13 protein-coding genes are annotated in these 18,391 nt (G+C 55.1%); 12 read left to right on the top strand and 1 reads right to left on the bottom strand.

Annotated elements, in window-relative coordinates; genetic code table 11:
* Positions 1-13 precede the first annotated feature (13 nt).
* Complete coding sequence (locus MKX63_RS02065) at positions 14-211, top strand: YwbE family protein (protein ID WP_036732721.1); 198 nt, start codon at positions 14-16, stop codon at positions 209-211.
* Here MKX63_RS02065 and MKX63_RS02060 read toward each other — a convergent pair.
* Positions 198-983, bottom strand: coding sequence for an HNH endonuclease (locus MKX63_RS02060; protein ID WP_341014940.1), 786 nt, complete (start codon positions 981-983; stop codon positions 198-200). The genes MKX63_RS02065 and MKX63_RS02060 overlap by 14 nt on opposite strands.
* A 295-nt stretch (positions 984-1,278) precedes the next feature.
* On the opposite strand from MKX63_RS02060, the gene MKX63_RS02055 reads away from it, so the two are divergent.
* From MKX63_RS02055 to MKX63_RS02005, 11 genes are all read left to right on the top strand, one after another.
* Entirely contained in the window at positions 1,279-2,292 is a 1,014-nt protein-coding gene (locus tag MKX63_RS02055; RefSeq protein WP_341014939.1) for a LacI family DNA-binding transcriptional regulator, read from the top strand.
* 109 nt (positions 2,293-2,401) lie between these two features.
* Positions 2,402-3,745, top strand: a complete 1,344-nt coding sequence (locus MKX63_RS02050) for a glycoside hydrolase family 30 protein (RefSeq protein ID WP_341014936.1) — start codon at positions 2,402-2,404, stop codon at positions 3,743-3,745.
* A 471-nt stretch (positions 3,746-4,216) separates the two neighbouring features.
* A complete protein-coding gene (locus tag MKX63_RS02045) occupies positions 4,217-7,444 on the top strand; it encodes a cellobiose phosphorylase (RefSeq protein WP_341014934.1) in 3,228 nt (1,075 codons plus the stop codon).
* Between the two features lie 469 nt (positions 7,445-7,913).
* Positions 7,914-8,621, top strand: a complete 708-nt coding sequence (locus tag MKX63_RS02040) for a hypothetical protein (RefSeq protein ID WP_341014932.1) — start codon at positions 7,914-7,916, stop codon at positions 8,619-8,621.
* Positions 8,622-8,782: 161 nt separating this feature from the next.
* Positions 8,783-9,772: an ABC transporter permease gene (locus tag MKX63_RS02035; protein ID WP_341014930.1), complete on the top strand. Its 990-nt coding sequence runs from the start codon at positions 8,783-8,785 to the stop codon at positions 9,770-9,772.
* 18 nt (positions 9,773-9,790) lie between these two features.
* The gene (locus MKX63_RS02030) at positions 9,791-10,681 is read left to right on the top strand and encodes a carbohydrate ABC transporter permease (RefSeq protein ID WP_340757437.1); all 891 of its coding nucleotides are present in this window, start codon (positions 9,791-9,793) and stop codon (positions 10,679-10,681) included.
* Between the two features lie 99 nt (positions 10,682-10,780).
* A complete protein-coding gene (locus tag MKX63_RS02025) occupies positions 10,781-12,463 on the top strand; it encodes an extracellular solute-binding protein (RefSeq protein ID WP_341014928.1) in 1,683 nt (560 codons plus the stop codon).
* A gap of 65 nt (positions 12,464-12,528) precedes the next feature.
* Entirely contained in the window at positions 12,529-14,427 is a 1,899-nt protein-coding gene (locus MKX63_RS02020) for a cache domain-containing sensor histidine kinase (protein WP_341014926.1), read from the top strand.
* Positions 14,424-16,007: a response regulator transcription factor gene (locus MKX63_RS02015; protein WP_341014925.1), complete on the top strand. Its 1,584-nt coding sequence runs from the start codon at positions 14,424-14,426 to the stop codon at positions 16,005-16,007. The genes MKX63_RS02020 and MKX63_RS02015 overlap by 4 nt, the downstream gene beginning before the upstream one ends.
* A gap of 205 nt (positions 16,008-16,212) precedes the next feature.
* Entirely contained in the window at positions 16,213-17,016 is an 804-nt protein-coding gene (locus tag MKX63_RS02010) for an aminoglycoside N(3)-acetyltransferase (RefSeq protein ID WP_341014923.1), read from the top strand.
* 93 nt (positions 17,017-17,109) lie between these two features.
* Complete coding sequence (locus tag MKX63_RS02005; RefSeq protein WP_341014921.1) at positions 17,110-17,745, top strand: histidine phosphatase family protein; 636 nt, start codon at positions 17,110-17,112, stop codon at positions 17,743-17,745.
* The last annotated feature ends 646 nt before the right edge of the window (positions 17,746-18,391 follow it).

Raw genomic sequence — 18,391 nt, 5'->3', positions numbered from 1 at the left:
AGGAGAGTGTATTATGAACGGACAAGTAAGAGCGGATATCCGCCCCGGCATTCAAGTAGACATCGTGCTGAAGCAGGATCAGGCGACCGGCAAGCTCACGCACGGCACAGTGAAAGACATCCTGACCAACTCGCCCCGCCATCCGCACGGGATCAAGGTGCGGCTCTCGGACGGCCAGGTTGGACGGGTCAAGAACATTACCGGCTCATGAATTGCTCCACCGACTGGTCGGCCTTCGTCTGATTGCATAAATTGCAGGCGCAGACGCAGTTATCCGGCGTAGTATGCCCGCCCTTGGCGCGGGGAAGCAGATGGTCGATGGTATCCCCGTATTGGCCGCAGAAATAACAGGTATAGCGGTCCCTCGTCAAAATATAGACGCGGAAGTCCTTGTTGCTGTACAAGCGGCGGATCGTACGCCGGTTCACGACGACGGCCGCATGCTCCTTGACCAGCGTCACGGCAAGCTCAAGGTCGATCTCCTGATGCCAGCGGCGGCCTTTATCGCTGTGTCCGCGCATGAGAATCATGCCCTTGGCCGAAGGGATCAGGGCAGAGGCATCCTGCGGATCGGGCTTCGGCCCGCGCTGCTGTGGAAGGCTGCGCCCGGTCTCGGCGGCATGCCGTGGCCGTGGCTTGCCCTTAAGGCCGGCCGCGCCCGCGCTGCCTCTGGCGTCCCGGGTACGTTCCGGCCGGGCGGCATGCCGTGGCTGGGCCATGGGCGGCTGTGCCTTCCCGGGCACAGCTGCCCCGGAGCCAGCGGCCGGTCCGGCCTGGCGCTCCGGCAGGGCAGGCTCTAGGCTTGCCCTCACCGGCGGCAAGGAAGCCTCGGCCTCGCGGAGCTTGCGGCATTCCCGGCAGGCTCCGCGCCGGGACAAGCCCTTGGCGCGCTTGCCTGTGCGCCTGCGGAATTCAGCGAGCGGCTTAAGCTGGTGGCAGTACGCGCATTTTTTGGATGGAGGTAGAGCTGTCGTCTCAGTCATAAGTGTACTTGGCAGAAGCAGCCTTAAGCCGCAACCGTCCAATCCCTTCTGTATTGTGAATGATAAATGATTCAGTAGTTGTCCTAATTGATACTAGTATAGCGTAAACCGCAGACATTCACACAGGCAGGCACATCATGCGGATTTATCGGAGGGTGAACTGGGCTGCTGATTCAGACTGTGACGCTGCTGCCTGAGGTCCAAGGATATTTTATGCTGGACGGCCGTGCCGAAAGAAGTTAGAATGTCAGTGAACATAAAAGGGCTTTCATTGAGCTGCGGGAGTGAACCGGAAATGACCACAATATACGATATTGCCAAAAGGACCGGCTACTCGCCAACCACAGTGTCCAAGGCATTCAATAACTATTCCGATGTGCGGGAGAAGACGCGTGAGGAGATTCTGCGTACCGCCCGGGAGATGGGGTATCTTCCCAATGCGCATGCACGTACACTGACGACCAAGAAATCCTGGACCATCGGTGTGCTGTTTGTGGAGAATACGGGGGCGGGGATCCGCCATCCTTTTTTCAGCGCAGTGATTGAGAGCTTCAAGCAGGTTGCCGTAGCCAAGGGCTATGCCCTCATGTTCATCTCGAAGGATGTCGGCGGCAAACAGAGCGGATATCTGGAGAACTGCCGGATTCGTGGCGTCGACGGGGTGGTAGTATTCCTATCCGATTACGATGACCCGTATTTCCGGGAGCTGCTGGAGAGTGATATTCCGACCGTGGTGCTCGATTTCGAGACAGAGCTGTCGCATACCGTCTGCTCGGATAACATGACCGGTGCCCTGCAGGCTGTGGAGTATCTGGTCAGTCTTGGACACCGCCGGATTGCCCACATCTCGGGAGGCGGGAACACCTATCCGGGACAGCAGCGGGAGCTGGGGTACAGAACGGCGATGGAGCAGCAGGGACTTGAGGTGCCGGATGAATATGTGGCAGAGGGAGCCTTCTACGCGCTGGAGAATGGTTATGGTGCAATGAAGCGTCTGCTGGCGCTGCCTGAGCGGCCGACGGCTGTTTTTGCTTCGGGTGACTTGCTGGCCTTGGGTGCGGTGATGGCGGCTAAGGATCAGGGGCTTGCGGTACCGGAGGATGTCTCGGTGATGGGCTATGACGACATTGAGCTTGCCGGATACGTCACGCCTGCGCTGACCACTGTGCGCCAGAACACCGAACTTCTGGGGACCCGGGCGGCGGAGCTGCTGCTGGCATCTATGAACGGTCCAGGTACGGCTCAGGAAGCACTTGTGCTGCCTGTAGAGATTATCGTGAGGGATTCCTGCGCACCGCCGCGCATGTGATGAAGATGCGTTCATTCAGGAATACCTTTTTTTTCGGCAAAATCGAAACCGGTTTCGATTTCTTTCGTCCCTGATGCCGCTTGGCCAAAATAATAAAGGAGCGATGAACATGACAACAGTACAAACAGTAGTGACCGCCAAAGATACAGGGGATCGCCTGAGTCCCAAGGAAGGCATTCAGTTTAGTGCAGAGGGCGCCGCGGCAAAAGCAGATATCGTGCTGCGGCCGGAGCAGGCGTATCAGACCATTATTGGTTTTGGCGGCGCATTCACAGAAGCAGCGGCGTATACCTTGTCCCGGATGAGTCCGGCGAAGCGCACAGAGGTCATCCGGCGGTATTTCGACCCGGTGGACGGGCTGAATTACAGTATGGGCCGTGTGCATATCCATAGCTGCGACTTCGCACTCGGTAATTATACGTATGTGGAGGATGGGGATACGGAGCTTAAGACCTTCGATATCTCGCGTGATCATAAGTGGGTTCTGCCGCTGATTAAGGATGCCATGGAGGTGCGGGGCGGACCGTTCACCATGCTGGCCTCCCCGTGGAGCCCGCCTGCCTGGATGAAGACCAACGGAGAGATGAACAACGGCGGCTCACTGAAGCCGGAGTATGCGCAGGTCTGGGCTCGGTATTACACCAAATTCATCGAGGCTTACCGCAAGGAAGGCGTTCCGGTCTGGGCGGTCTCTGTGCAGAATGAGCCGGCAGCGGTGCAGACCTGGGATTCCTGTGTGTATAGTGCTGAGGAAGAGCGTGATTTTGTCAAAAACCACCTCGGCCCCGTGATGCACGAAGCCGGAATGGACGATGTGAACATCGTGATCTGGGATCATAACCGCGACATTATGGTTGAGCGCGTGACCCCGATTCTGTCGGACCCGGAGGCTGCCAAGTATGTCTGGGGGACCGGTATCCACTGGTACGGCGGCGAGGAGTTCGGGAAGGTGGAGCAGGTGCATGAGCTTTTCCCGGATAAGCATATTCTCTTCACGGAAGGCTGCCAGGAGGGTGGCGTGCGTCTAGGCGAATGGTTCACGGGCGAGCGCTACGGCCGCAATATGATCGGTGATCTGAATGCCTGGACCGAAGGCTATCTGGATTGGAATCTGGTGCTGGATGAGACGGGCGGGCCGAACCATGTGGGCAATCTCTGCGATGCTCCGGTGATTGCGGATACAGCTACGGACGAGGTCCACTACAACAGCTCGTATTACTACATCGGGCATTTCAGCAAATTTATTGCTCCGGGTGCGGTGCGGATCGGCCTGGACTCGGCAGCGGCAGAGGTGCTGTCGGCAGCGTTCCGCAATCCGGATGGCAGCCTTGCTGTGGTGCTGATGAACGAAGGCGGGGAAGCCCGTACGCTGACGCTGGGACTGGGCGCTGAAACCGCCGAATGCACGCTGCCTGCGCACTCTATTGCGACCCATGTGATTACACAGGCTTAGGCCTGCGGGCTTGTGAAAAGGAGGAGTGGAGGGTGGGAGCGGTGGCTGCACCAGTGTATAGCACCAGTGCTATCACATCGCACCTGTGTCACTTACCTGTGCACTTCTTACCTGCGCCGCTCACCACACTCGCATCTTTGAATCTACGAGCAATCCCTTCCTGTGGCTGTATGAACTGTTGTACTTTGTACACTAGATGAACGCTGATTATGCCGAAATGAGTAATCTAATGTACTTTGTACAGCAGAATGTGGCGGAAGGGGCGTTTTTGGGCTGTAACCTGGAAATCTGGTGTACGAAATACAACAGAATGGTGTACGGGGCAGAGAATAGCACCTTCTGTTGTATGTAATGCAATTGCCCTGCAAGTTAAATCCCATAAGCAAGCTCCGCACTTAAGCATTGGTTGCTATAGCAGATCGATGAAGCGGAGGCACATAAGTATTCATAGATATTTTAGGAGGAGTAAAGATGAGCCATTATACTTTTGATTCAGGGAAATTTATTATTGAGCAGTTCCACGAAGGTAAGCCGTTCGCCAGCTTCCTGCCCGGCCTGGCCGGACTGAAGGGAATCCCGATGTGGACGTTCTATGTGAACCGCGGCCAAGGGATCAGCAGCTTCGGCGTGCGGGACAAAAACTCGCCGATCATGGAGTTCTCGCCGGCCAATATCTCCTACAAGAATGTAACATCGACCGGCTTCCGTACCTTCATCAAGCTGAAGGGGGCAGCAGAGATCTATGAACCGTTCCAATCGGCCCGCCCGGACCCTGAAGCCAAGCGGATCATGACCATTCTGCCCAACGGATTAACCATTGAGGAGACGCATCCCGGACATGGACTGAAGACAACGGTCCACTACTTCAACCTTCCGGGCGATGATTATGCCGCGCTGGTCCGCCAGGTGGAGATTGAGAACATCGGCGGAGCCGAACTTGAGCTGGAACTGCTGGACGGTCTGCCGGAGGTACTTCCGTTCGGGGTGGAGAACGGCAACTATAAGGAGATGGGGAACCTGCTCCGCAGCTGGATGGATGTGTTCAACCTGGAAAACGGAATCCCGTTCTACAAGCTGCGCTCCGGCACGAATGACGATGCCGAAATCGGTAAGATCGAGAGCGGGCATTTCTATCTCTCCTCCACAGCGGAAGGGGAGCTGCTCCGCCCGCTGGTAGACTATGAGGTGATCTTTGGCGGGAATACTTCACTGACCTATCCCGACCGCTTTGCGGCGCATCCGCTGGCAGAACTGCTGGCACAGGCGCAATATCCGGTCAACAAGGTGCCGTGCGGCTTCAGCGGCACAGCCCGGACCCTGGCTCCGGGGGCTTCGCTGAAGCTGAATACCATCATCGGGCATGTGAATGATATTGCCCGGATTAATGAACGGACGGCGGAGCTGTGCCGTGAGGAGTATTTTGCCGCCAAGTCCCTTGAAGCCGCTGCGCTGACCGAGGAGTTAACTGCCGATATCGCTACCCGGACATCCTCGCCGGTCTTCGACGCGTATTGCCGCCAGTCTTATCTCGACAATTTCCTGCGCGGGGGGTATCCGTTTATCTTTGACAATGGAGAAGAGGGCTTCGTCGTCCATCTCTACTCCCGCAAGCATGGCGATATGGAACGGGATTATAACTTCTTCTCGCTGGCCCCCGAATATTATTCGCAGGGGAACGGGAACTTCCGCGATATGAACCAGAACCGCCGCAACGACGTCTTTTTCCATCCCAAGGTGGGCAGCTTCAATATCAAAATGTTCTATAGCCTCATTCAGGCAGACGGCTACAATCCGCTCAGTGTACAGGGCACCAGCTTCGAGATTCTGCCGGGTGCGGAAGAGCAGCTTAAGACCTGGCTGTCCGGGGCGCTTGCGGAGCAGCATGCGGGACTTACGCAGCTCTTGGCTGGACGCTTCACCGCAGGCAGTCTGATTAACTATATTGCCGATCAGCAGATTGCGTTAACCCTGAGCGAGCAGGAATTCCTCAGCGGGGTGCTTGCGTTGTCGCAGCAGAACATTGAAGCCGCCTTCGGCGAGGGGTTCTGGTCGGATCACTGGACGTATAACCTGGACCTGGTGGAAGGATATCTGGATATTTATCCTGAGCGCCTTGCGGAGCTGCTGTTCGGGGATGAGACGTATGCGTTCTACGATTCTCCGGCCTACGTCCTGCCGCGCAGCGAGAAGTATGTGATCAGCGGCGGCAAGGTGCGGCAGTTCGGAGCTCTGCTGGAGGACGAGGAGAAGCTGCACAAGCTGAAGCGCAAGGCATCCGGCACCGAGTGGCTGCGCACGCAAGGCGGGCACGGGGAGATCTACCGGACCAGTCTGTTTGTGAAAATGCTATCGCTTGCCCTGAACAAATTCGCCACGCTTGATCCGTACGGTATGGGTGTGGAGATGGAGGCGAACAAGCCGGGCTGGAACGATGCAATGAACGGGCTGCCGGGCCTGATCGGCTCGGGGATGAGCGAGACGCTGGAGCTGAAGCGCATGCTGGTCTTCATGGCGGAAGCGCTGGAGAACAGTGCCGGGCTTCCTTCCGCAGTGGCGCTTCCAGTGGAAATGGCGGGGCTGCTGACACAGGTAGGCCAGGCTGTAACAGAGGTGCTGGACGGCTCGCTGGCTGATTTCCTGTATTGGGACCGCGTTGCCTCGGCGCGTGAGGCTTACCGGGCGGAGATCCGCTTCGGGATTACAGGCGAGACCCGTGATGTTGCCCTTACGGTGATACGCGGCATGCTGGAGCAGTGGCTGCGCAAGACGGATCAGGGGATATTGCGTGCGGTGGAGATGGGCGGCGGCCTGGTGCCAACCTATTTCCGTTTCGAGGCTACGCGCTTCCGGCCGGTTACGGATGCTGCCGGCGAGCCGGTCATCAGCGGCTATGGACTGCCGAAGGCCGTCGTAGAGGCATTCGAGGCTTCGGCGCTGCCGTATTTCCTGGAAGGTCCGACCCGCTGGCTCAAAACTCTAGATGATCTTGAGACGGCCAAGGACATATACAGCAAGGTGAAGCAGAGCGGGCTGTTCGATCCGGTCACCTCAATGTACCGCACTTCGGTATCGCTGGAGGAAGAGGGGCATGAGATCGGCCGCATCCGGGCGTTCACCGCAGGCTGGCAGGAGCGGGAATCGAACTTCCTGCACATGTCTTATAAATACTTGCTTGAGCTGCTGAAGGCGGGGCTGTATGAAGAATTCTACAGTGAGCTGAGAACATCGCTGATTCCGTTCCTTGACCCTGAGGTCTACGGACGCAGCACGCTGGAGAATTCCTCGTTCATCGCAACGGGCGGCAACCCTGACCCGCATACACACGGACGGGGATTTGTAGCGCGGCTGAGCGGCTCCACGGCCGAGTTCCTGAGCATGTGGAGAACGATGATGGCAGGCAGCAGCCTCTTCGCTATGGAGGATGGCGAACTAACCCTCGCGCTGCATCCGGCCCTTCCCGGCTGGCTGTTCGACGGGCAGGGAGAGGTCTCCTTCAAGCTGCTGGGCAGCACGGAAGTGACCTATGTGAATCCGCGTCATGCGGATACCTTCGGCGACAGCAAGGCGGTTATCCAGCAGATGAAGCTGGAATTCCGCAGCGGCGAGGAACGGAGTGTATCCGGCGGCTTGCTGCGCGGCGCAGATGCCGAGGCCTTGCGGCGCGGGGAGATTGCCGCGATCCGTGCGGTGATGGACTAACGGTTATAGAATGTATGGAGAGGAGGTCCTTGGGGGCCTCCTTTCTGTTTGTCTGGTACGTATGCGAAAAACCGAACACAATCGGCTCGCAGGATGGTCCGTGGCCCAATGTAATCGAAAAACCGATTACAATGGGCGGGCGGAGGGTGTGCGGGCCCAATGTAATCGAAAAACCGATCACATTGGGCGGGCGGAGGGTGTGCGGGCCAAATGTAATCGAAAAACCGATCACATTGGGCGGGCGGAGGGTGTGCGGGCCCAATGTAATCGAAAAACCGATCACATTGGGCGGGCGGAGGGTGTGCGGGCCAAATGTAATCGAAAAACCGATTACAATGGGCGGGTGTGGAGGAGTGCAGGCCAAATGTAATCGAAAAACCGATTACAATGGGCAGGTGTGGAGGAGTGCAGGCTGGCGCAGACTCCTACTTAGGCGCAAATTCACCAGGCCCAAAGTTAGTTTATAATAATGGGTATACGTCTGTTAACAGGAGAGGAGCAGGATGAAGGAATGAGCGAGCTTAAGATGGGACTGATTGAGAAATACTCTATAATTGTTCCGGCCGCGCAGCGGGAGGCGTGGGAGTCGAAGGGCTGGTTGGAGGAACCTGCGTTCAGGGATTTCCACTATGAGGCGGAAGAAGGCGAGGCGATGATGACCGCCAGACCCCGGACCCTTGCGGAGATGGACACGGACTCGCTGCTGGGCAGCAGGGCCGTGGGATTCTCTGCCCATCTGGGAACCTATGGCATGGGCGGTCCCGGGTTCTTCGGATTGTTGCTGGAGAAGGAGGGCATTAGGCAGTATCTTGTGTATGCCGTCTGGGCATCGGGCCAATATATTCTGCTGGATGGGAGAGTGATTGAATGCCACCTGAGATATAACGGGAGCCACCGGCCGTGGTTATCCAGCTGGGCAGGGGAGCCTGAGGAAGAGAACTGGGATGAGCTGACGGCAAAAGTAACGGGGAGCGTGGTGTCCGCTGTCCAGCTGACGGATGGGGAGCTGCGGCTTGAGCTGACGCAGGAAGGCATGCGGTCCCGGCTTATTTTCTACAAATACCATCAGGATCTGCCGCCGCTCGGTAACGGCCAGCCGCGCAAGCTTGCCTTTGAGGACGGCGTGATCGGTGATTATATTGTACTATCGGAGGAGCATGCGGTTCTGCATGTGTAACTGGCCCCGGCTTGGGGAGTTCAGAAGAACGCTCCAAGCCGAAAAATGAGCCCCTAAATACGAAAAATGAGGCCTTTAACCATATACCTAAAACGCATACAATACATACATAGAGATGAAAACGCTTCACAATAAAGATAGGTATTTTGGAGGTCCATACGATGGAGAACAAACGTAACACCAAGCCGAATCCGGCCATGGGGCCGCTCATTCCGGCGTCAATCGAAACCGGTTCAGGTCGCAAAAACACTCTGTGGAGGAAGTTTGTAGCCCAGCGTCATCTGCAGACCATGGCCCTGCTCGGCGTAGTCTGGATGATTATATTCAACTACATCCCGATTTATGGCTTGATTATTTCCTTCAAGGAATATAACATCGTCAAGTCGATTGCCGAAGCCCCATGGGTAGGGCTGGAGCATTTCAGGGAGCTGTTCGCTGACGAGGATCTGCCGAATGTCATCCGCAATACGCTTGGCATAAGCTTAATCAAGCTGTTCATCGGTTTTCCGCTGCCGATCATATTCGCTCTGTTCCTCAATGAGGTCCGTTCCATAAGGTACAAGAAGGCTATTCAGACGATCTCCTATCTGCCGCATTTCCTGTCCTGGGTTGTGCTTGGCGGGATTCTGGCTACCTGGCTGGCTGATGTAGGGATTATCAATAATATTCTGCTTGCGCTCAATCTGATTGACAAGCCGATTACCTATCTGGCTGAGCCCAGTTACTTCTGGACCATTATTATTACTTCCGACATCTGGAAGGAGCTTGGCTGGTCCGCCATTATCTATCTCGCGGCCATCGCCGGCGTATCTCCGGAAATGTACGAAGCAGCAACGATTGACGGAGCAGGACGATTCCAGAAAATGTGGTTTGTCACACTGCCGGCCATCCGGGCAACAATCAGCATTCTGTTCGTTCTGGCCGTCAGCGGGGTACTGAATTCCAACTTCGACCAGATTTTGGTCCTGCGGAACTCACTCAATGACAGTGCTTCTAATGTAATTGACTACTATATCTATCAAACGGGTATTGTCTCCAACCGCTTCTCCTATTCTGCGGCGGTCACCCTGGTCAAAGCGGTTATAGCACTGATTTTGCTGCTGATTGCCAACCAGGTATCCAAAAAAATCAACGACACGTCGCTGTTCTAGGACAAGGAGGACCTATATATGTTCGCTCTAAAACGTAAAACCAAAGGTGAAGCCATCTTTGATATCGTCAATAATCTGGTCATGCTCTGCGTCTGCTTCCTGACGCTGTATCCGATCTGGTATGTGCTGGTCAATTCCTTCAATGACGGGAACGACGCCATGCTGGGCGGCATCTACTGGTGGCCGCGGATGATCACGCTGAAGAATTTCGAGGCGGTATTCGCAAGTCCCGGCATTATGCTCGCCATGGGGATTACGGTAGCCAAGACCGTGCTTGGTGTCGCTGTCCATGTATTCTTCACCGCAATGGTGGCGTATGCTTTATCCCGCAGGGATCTGGTAGGCGGCAAAATCTACATCCTGATCGGGACCATTACGCTGTTCTTCAACGGCGGTCTGATTCCGACCTTCCTGCTGAACCGCGACCTTCATCTGCTGGATAACTTCCTGGTCTATATCATTCCGGTGATGTTCAGCTTCTTCGATCTCATTATCTTCATGACCTTCTTCCGGGAGATCCCCGAGGGTCTGGAGGAAGCAGCCCGGATTGACGGGGCCAACGACTGGTCCATCTTCCTGCGGATTATCCTTCCGGTCTCCATGCCGGTCATTGCTACCATTGCGCTGTTCCACGGCGTGTATCAATGGAATGATTATTTTGCCGGAATTATCTATATCAACAATGTGGATCTGCAGCCGATCCAGACGTATCTGTTCCGTGTAGTCGCCCAGTCCAGCTCCAATACCATGATGGTGGCTGTCCAGGGTAACGCGGCAACAAGATCCGTAACGTCCCAGTCCATCAAGCTGGCAACCATGGTTGTCACTACACTGCCTATCGTATTCGTCTATCCGTTCCTGCAGCGTTATTTCGTCAAAGGCATGATGATCGGCTCCATCAAGGGCTGATGATCTGCGTGTTATCAGGTAACTCCTCCAGCGCCCGGGTGTCTTATGGGCAACGGGGTTGAGCTTATAATTATTATTTTCTAGAAAAGGGGTAAACAAATGGGCATGAAACATAAGCCAAAAAAAATGGGTCTCCTGCTTGCAGGACTAATGCTGACCTCTTTGGCGGCAGGCTGCTCCAGCAGCAATAACGCAGCAGGGAGCAACACACCGGCGAATGCGGAAGCTACCAAAGCACCAGCCACAGAAACAGCAGCACCTGCACTGAATGCAGATGAGCCGGGCTGGAAAAGCGATACTTCACCAATCACCTTCGACTGGTACCTGAACTTTGCCTGGTTCGCCAACAAGTGGGGCGTCGACCCGACTTCGCAATATATTACGAAGAAGACCGGCGTTAACGTGAACTTCATCGTTCCTGCCGGCAATGAGAATGAAAAGCTGAATACGCTGATTGCTTCCGGCAAGCTGCCTGACTTCATCACCCTCGGCTACTGGGAAGATGCGATCAAAAAAATGGTGGAAGGCGAGCTGGTGCTTCCGCTGAACAAGCTGGCTGAGGAATATGACCCGTACTTCTTCAAGGTCTCGGATAAAGATAAGCTGGGCTGGTACACACAGCCGGACGGTAACGTCTACGGCTATCCTAACTCCTCCTCTTCTCCTGCCGACTACGAAAAATATGGTGATACTTATATTTCGAACCAGACCTTCGCTGTCCGCAAGGATATCTATGAAGCGATCGGCAGCCCGGATATGCGCACACCTGAAGGCTTCCTCGGCGCTCTGAAGGCAGCCCAGGAGAAATTCCCTGAAGTGAACGGGCAGCCGCTGATTCCGCTGGGTCTGCATGAGTTCACCGAGAACGGCAATGATTCCCTTGAAGGCTACATTCAGAACTTCCTGAACATTCCTTGGGAAAAAGACGGCAAGGTCTATGACCGTGAGACAGACCCTGAGTATGTCCGCTGGATGAAGACCCTCCGCCAGGCGAACCAGGACGGCTTGCTCGCGAAGGATATCTTCATTGACAAGCGTGCTCAAATGGAAGAGAAAATCGTACAGGGCCGCTACTTCGCAATGCTCTATCAACGTACAGACTTTGCTTCCCAGCTCGGAACGATTTTCCAGAAGAACCCTGAGCAGGTGTACATTGCAGTAGACGGTCCGGCTAACACCAAGATGGATCAGCCTGCACTGAACGGCCCCGGGATCTCCGGCTGGACCGTAACCCTGATCTCGAAGGATGTTAAGGATAAGGCGCGTGCGATCAAATTCCTCAGCTATCTGAACAGTGAAGAAGGCAACAAGGATCTTTATCTGGGCGAAAAAGGGGTCAGCTATGATACAATTGACGGTAAGGACCAGTTCCTGCCTGAAGCGAATAAGCTCATGAACTCCGACCGTGCAGCCTTCGATAAGCAATACGGCTCTTCCTTCACCTTCTGGATGCTGCAAAATACGAATATTACCGACCAGTGGAAGCCGGAATCGGTTGAGCCGTTCAAGCAACTGGAAGACTGGACCAAAGGCAAGTCGATCAATACTTCGGAGTTCCAGTTAATCGATCCTACGGGTAACTCACCGGAAGGTATTATCGCTACCAAGCTGAAACAGCTCCGCGGCAAAACGATGCCGAAGCTGCTGATGGCTGATTCCGATGCGGAATTCGACAAGATCTGGACGGAATATATTGCGAAGAAGGAAAAGGAAGGCCAAGCGACCTTCGATGCCTACCGCCAGACGAAATATGAAGAGAACAAGAAAAAACTCGGAATGTAAGTTTTTAAATATCAGACCCAAATGCCCGCGACTGCGGGCTTTTGGGTTATTTTCAAGAGGTGAGCATGCGAGAGAGAACAGGGGCGTTATGGCACTCCTTCCACTACTGGTGGGGGCGGAGGTCACTGCAGAGCCGGCTGATTGCGGCCTATATCTTCATTATTCTGGGACCCAGCCTGCTGGTGTCCTTCTATTCGTATAAGGAAATCAACAACACCTATATGCGGGATTCAATTGAGAAGAACAGCTATCTGCTGCAAATGGAGAGAATGCATGTACTCAACCAGATTGAGGCCATGGAACGGGCGCTTCAGATGGCGTATAGCGATAAAAGTGTGCGGGATTACCTGATCAGTGAGGATGATCCAACCCTGCGTGAGCTGATTGATTTCAATACGACTACCTTTTTGAATTTCAGCCAGATTCAGTTCAACAATCCGAATATCGAGCATCTCTATCTGTTCTCTGCCAGTCCGAATGTGTATGAGATATGGCCGGTTATTTTCCGTGAATCCCGGGTGTCGATGGAGCCCTGGTTCCAGCAGGCCATGAAGCTGGAAGGAAGGCGGAATCTCTGGTCCTTTCAGAATACGGACATCGATCTGATGCAGCGCTCCTCGGGGGGAGGCGGGCAAGGTCAGCCGAAGGTATCCGTGCTGCGGGAAATCAGTATTCCGGCAGGGAATCATATCGGGATGGTCCAGGTGGATATGCTGCTGAGCAAGTTCACGCCCAAGACTTATACCTCTGTGCAGGATAACGAATCCCAGATGGTCATTGTCGATGATGCGCTGAATCTGTTCACGCGTACCGACAACTCCTTCCTGACCACTGATTCCGGGCTGAGCGCAGCGATTAAGGAGCGGCTGGCTGTCTACCGCAAGACCGGGGAATGGGAGATGGATTACAAGGAGAATGGGAATTCGTACCTGCTGATTCAGGCACCGGTGGAGCAGATTGATGCCTCCCTGGTCACGGTGGTCTCGATGAAAGGCCTGATGAAGGATATTTCGCGGACCCGCAATTTGATTATCGGGGTGAATATCGGTTTTATTTTCCTGGTTACGGCGATTACGTATGTGCTGAATGCATTCATTCTGAAGAATCTCCGCCGCCTGACAGAGACGATGAAGAAGGTACGCCGGGGCGAGCCGTATGGCAGTATTAAGGTCAGCGGGGGCGGGGAGGTCGGAGAGCTGGCGCATCATTTCTCCAAGCTCATGAATACGATCAATACGCTGGTTGCCCAGGCGGTCTATAAGCAGGCGCTGTCCAAGGAAGCGGAGCTGCGGACGCTGCATAATCAGATCGATGCCCATTTCCTCTACAATACGCTGGAGAATATCAAGATGCTGGCCGAAATTGAGAACCAGCGGACCATCTCGGATGCACTGACCCGGCTGGGCGGGATGATGCGTTATAATTTCAAGTGGACCGGGGAATATGTGAAGCTGAGAGACGAGCTTCGCCACATCGAGAATTATATAGAGGTCATGAATATCAGGTTCGAACACACCATTCAATTGGAGCTTCATATTGACAGCGCTTATCTGGAAGTGGAGGTGCTTAAGATGTCATTGCAGCCGATTGTTGAGAACAGCGTGAAGCATGCCTGGAATGCAGACGGCGTGGAGTTAACGGACCGGATTGTGAAGATCGAGCTTACAGAGGCGGAGGGGGATATCTTCATTGTCCTGCGCGATAATGGGCTGGGGCTGACGCAGGAGCAGCTGGTAGAGCTGCATGAGGCGATTTATGCGAAGGAGGAGCCTGGAGCGGACGCCTCCGGGATCAGCAGCGGCGGATATAAGGCGGGAGGCGTCGGGCTGCGCAATGTGCATCAGCGGCTGCAGCTCTTTTACGGGGAAGCCTATGGACTGGAAGTGCAGAGCGAAGCAGGGAAGTGGACAGCGGTGTATATGTCTCTGCCCAAAGTTCTATTGACGGGGGATAATCAGCGATGACAAATCTGATGATTGTGGATGATGAGAGAATGATCCGTCAAGGTCTGAAGGCGATGATCGAACGGGAATATCCGTCGGTCTACAATATATCGATGGCAGGAAACGGTGCAGAGGCACTGGAGCAGTACAAGCGGGAACGGCAGGATGTGATTATTACGGATATCCGGATGCCGATCATGGACGGGATTACGCTGTTGGCGCGGCTGTCTGCGGAAGCAGGGGCGGGCGGAGCTCCGGCTGTCATTATTCTCAGCGGTCATGATGATTTCGAATATGCCAAAAGCGCGATCCGCTACCGCGTCAAGGACTATCTGCTGAAGCCGATCCGCCGCGAGGAGCTGTTCGAGATTCTCGAACGCATAGCTAAGGAAGTGGCGGAGCGGGAATCCAGCAGCCATAAGCAGCTGCAGGAAACAGAGGGCTACCGCCGCGAGCTGCGGGCGGCCCGTCTGCGCAGTCTGCTGATGCAGCAGGAGGGCGAGGTATCGGCGGCCCAGCAGGAGGAGCTTGCGGGGCTGACGCTGCCTTTTACAGTAGGGGTGCTGAACTATCATCACAGTGACGGTACACGGATGAAGCCGGCAGAAGTGCAAGGGCTGCTGGAGCAGCTGAGCGGACCGCTGGAGCACAAATTCACGGAGATTCTGACAGACGGGGACGGCAAGCTGGTGCTTGTCGGAGAGGGGGAGAGCTTCCTGGAGCTGGCCAGGAAGGCAGAGTCCAAGGAGCTTACGCGGCTGCTGCTCGGAATCAGCAGGGAGAGCCGCAGCGCCGACCAGTTCCGTACCTGTTATCTGGAGGCTTGCCGGGCGCTGCAATACACCTTCCTGTCGCCGCAGGCCAGCTTCGTGGACTATGCGGATATTCAGGCCGGACGGCTGAGCTTCCCGCTCCCGGAGGAGGAGCTGCGCAAGCTGCTCAATATGCTGGGAACCGGGCGGGAGAAGGAGATCAAGGCGCTGCTTGGGGTTATTTTCCAGACGGAGCATCTGCTGAGGCTGGATCTGAGTTACCTGGAGAATGTAGGGCGGAGTATGAATGAACGTGTATTGGATGAGGTGTTCCGTACACACGGCGAAGCTTCGGTGGAGGTACTGAAGCTCTACCGCCAAGTGGGCAACCTGCATAATTTCCGCCATTTCCACGACTATTACCGTGCGCTGGAGCATCTGCTTCTAAGCGTTAACGATTATATTATAGGCATCAAATCTGCTCATACTGAGCATGCCGATATGGAGGAAGCCATGGCCTATATCGAAGCGAACTACGCCCGCCCGCTGAACATGGCGATGGTCAGTAATTACGTGTCTCTCAACTATTCTTATTTCAGTGAGGCGTTCAAGGCTTATACCGGGGAGAGCTTCGTGCTGTATCTCAAAAAAGTCCGCATCGGCCACGCCAAAGAGCTGCTGGCCGATAACCGGGTCAAGCTGGCCTCCGTCTCCGAGTCCGTCGGCTTTGAGAACAGCAAGCAGTTCGCGCGGGTATTCAAGGAGCTGGAGGGCATCTCTCCCGGGGAATACCGGGCCAAGCTGCTGATGGGACGTTATCCCGGACAGGCTGAGGATAAGGAGTCTTAGGGTTAGGGCAGAGGCAGGAATGATGGCAGGCATAGGATTAGGTCCGGGTAACAAGACTTGCGGTTCAAATATAAGAATTCATATGTTTCACATGATAAATTATCCTTCTATTTCTCACTGGAACGATACCGTCCTTAAAAGGACGGCAAAGTCGTTTCCACTTGTGATCTATGATAGGATAGATGGAAGGTCTGGAGGTATTTGTATGGAAGAGATCCAAGGAACACTGATTACGGCAGATAGGCTGGCCGCCGATTTCCGGCGGCTGGGTGTGCAGGAGGGCATGACGCTGCTGCTGCATTCCTCCTTCAAGTCACTCGGGCAGTGGGTGGCCGGCGGACCCGTTGCCGTGATCCTCGCGCTGGAGCAGGTGCTGGGCGAGGAAGGGACACTGGTGATGCCGACGCAATCCTCGGATCTGACCGATCCGTCAGGCTGGAGCAGACCGCCGGTGCCGGAGGCCTGGTGGCCGGAGATCCGGGAGCATATGCCGGCGTATGACCCGGACCTGACGCCTATTCGCGGCATGGGGATTATCCCGGACTGCTTCCGCAAGCAGCGGGGCGTGCGGCGCAGCAGCCATCCGATTGATTCTTTTGCCGCCTGGGGGAAGCACCGGGATGTCATTATTGACGGCCATGGCCTGGAATATGCCTTCGGAGAGCGTTCGCCGCTGGCCCGGATCTATGAGCTGGGTGGAAGCGTGCTGCTGCTGGGCGTGGACCATGGGAACAACACCTCGCTGCATCTGGCGGAGCACCGGGCGGATTATGCCGGGAAGCAGGAAGTGATCGCAGGCGCTCCGATGCTGGTAGACGGTGCCCGGCAATGGGTAGAGTTCAGCGATTACAACTGGAATTCGGATGATTTCGCTCAGCTTGGCGCGGACTTTGACAAGGAGACCGGGCAGATTGCCAAGGGCTTCATTGCAGCATCTGCGGCGCAGCTGGTCCCGCAGCGGGAGATAGTCGATTATGGGGTGAAGTGGCTGGAGCGCAGCCGCAGGTAGACCTTGCGGATACGGCGGGCAGAGGCTGGTGTGATGCCGGAGCGGCATGATGTAAACATCGATACATAATTGGGTAAAGGGGAATCAGAGTTCATGACTACTACGGTGTATATTACAAGACACGGGCAGACGGAATGGAATGTGCAGAAGCGGATGCAGGGCCATCAGGATTCGCCACTTACACCGCTTGGGGTGCAACAGGCAGAGTGGTTAAGTCAGGCTATGCAGGATGTCCATCTGGACGCGGTCTATGCCAGCTCCAGCCCCCGGGCGCTGCGGACGGCAGAGATTATCCGGGGCGGCCGGGAGATCCCGCTTACCGCCTATGACGAATTCAAAGAGATTAACCTTGGCGTCTGGGAAGGCCGGGAGGCCGGTGAGCTGGAGGAGCAGTACCCGGAGCAGCACCAGCTATTCTGGGGTGACCCGGCGCTGTTCAGCATCAAGGGCGGCGAGACCTTCGCCGCCGTGCAGGAGCGTGCACTCGGCAAGCTGCGGGAACTCATCCACCGGCATGAAGGCGGCACGATTCTCATTGCCACCCATACGGTAGTAGTGAAGGTGCTGATGGCTTATTTTGAAGACCGTGCCATGGAGAAGCTGTGGGATCTGCCCTACATCCACCCTACCTGCCTATGCAGAATTGATATTACAGACGGCGTGCCGGAGATCGTGCTGCACGGAGATACCAGTCATTATGTGACTAGTGAGGGCGGCCTGGAGTCCTAAGCGGCAGTTACTGGATAGCAGCACAGCAGGTGCAGTTACGATAAACAGGCGATGCGCATGTGGCATCGCCTGTTTGGCATGGGGCGGGGCAAGGCCTGGGCGGAAGCGCTGCATAAAGTGCAACAATGCAGCACGATAGGAGCGACGAGGGCGGAGATCCTGCATGAAGTGCAACACTGTCGGCTCTAGAGGGGCGACCTGGGCGGAAATCCTGCACGAAATGCAACAATCCAGCTCCCGATAGCCCGTAATCGTTCGAATTCCTGCAAAAGTTGCAACAATGTGCCGTATCCAGTAACAAATTTAGAAAAATCCTGCATGAAGTGCAATACTGCTAGTACCTCATCAGATTTGAAATAATGGAGTAGAATAAATCACTCTTAAAATTACATATTTTTCAATATACAGATTTTATCTTTTTTGGGTACGCTTGGATTTTCGTAACGGACTGAGGTGCTCTTATCCAGGAAGAAAGTCATCACTTGGGCGATTAGCGGACCGTAAGGACCTTATCCCCTGCAATTCAGCTCCAAAACGTCTCGCAGAAAGACGATAAGCTCCACTGAGTCCGTTACGCTGCAAAAGGTGGCGTTCTCGTGAGGATAAGGTCTCTTCGGTCCGTTAGATTTTTGGGATGATAGGGTTT

The organism is Paenibacillus sp. FSL R7-0179 (genome assembly GCF_038002265.1).
Classification (GTDB): Bacteria; Bacillota; Bacilli; order Paenibacillales; family Paenibacillaceae; genus Paenibacillus_AQ.
The sequence above is the reverse complement of the archived record's forward strand: the minus strand, read 5'-3'. Positions and strand labels throughout refer to the sequence as shown.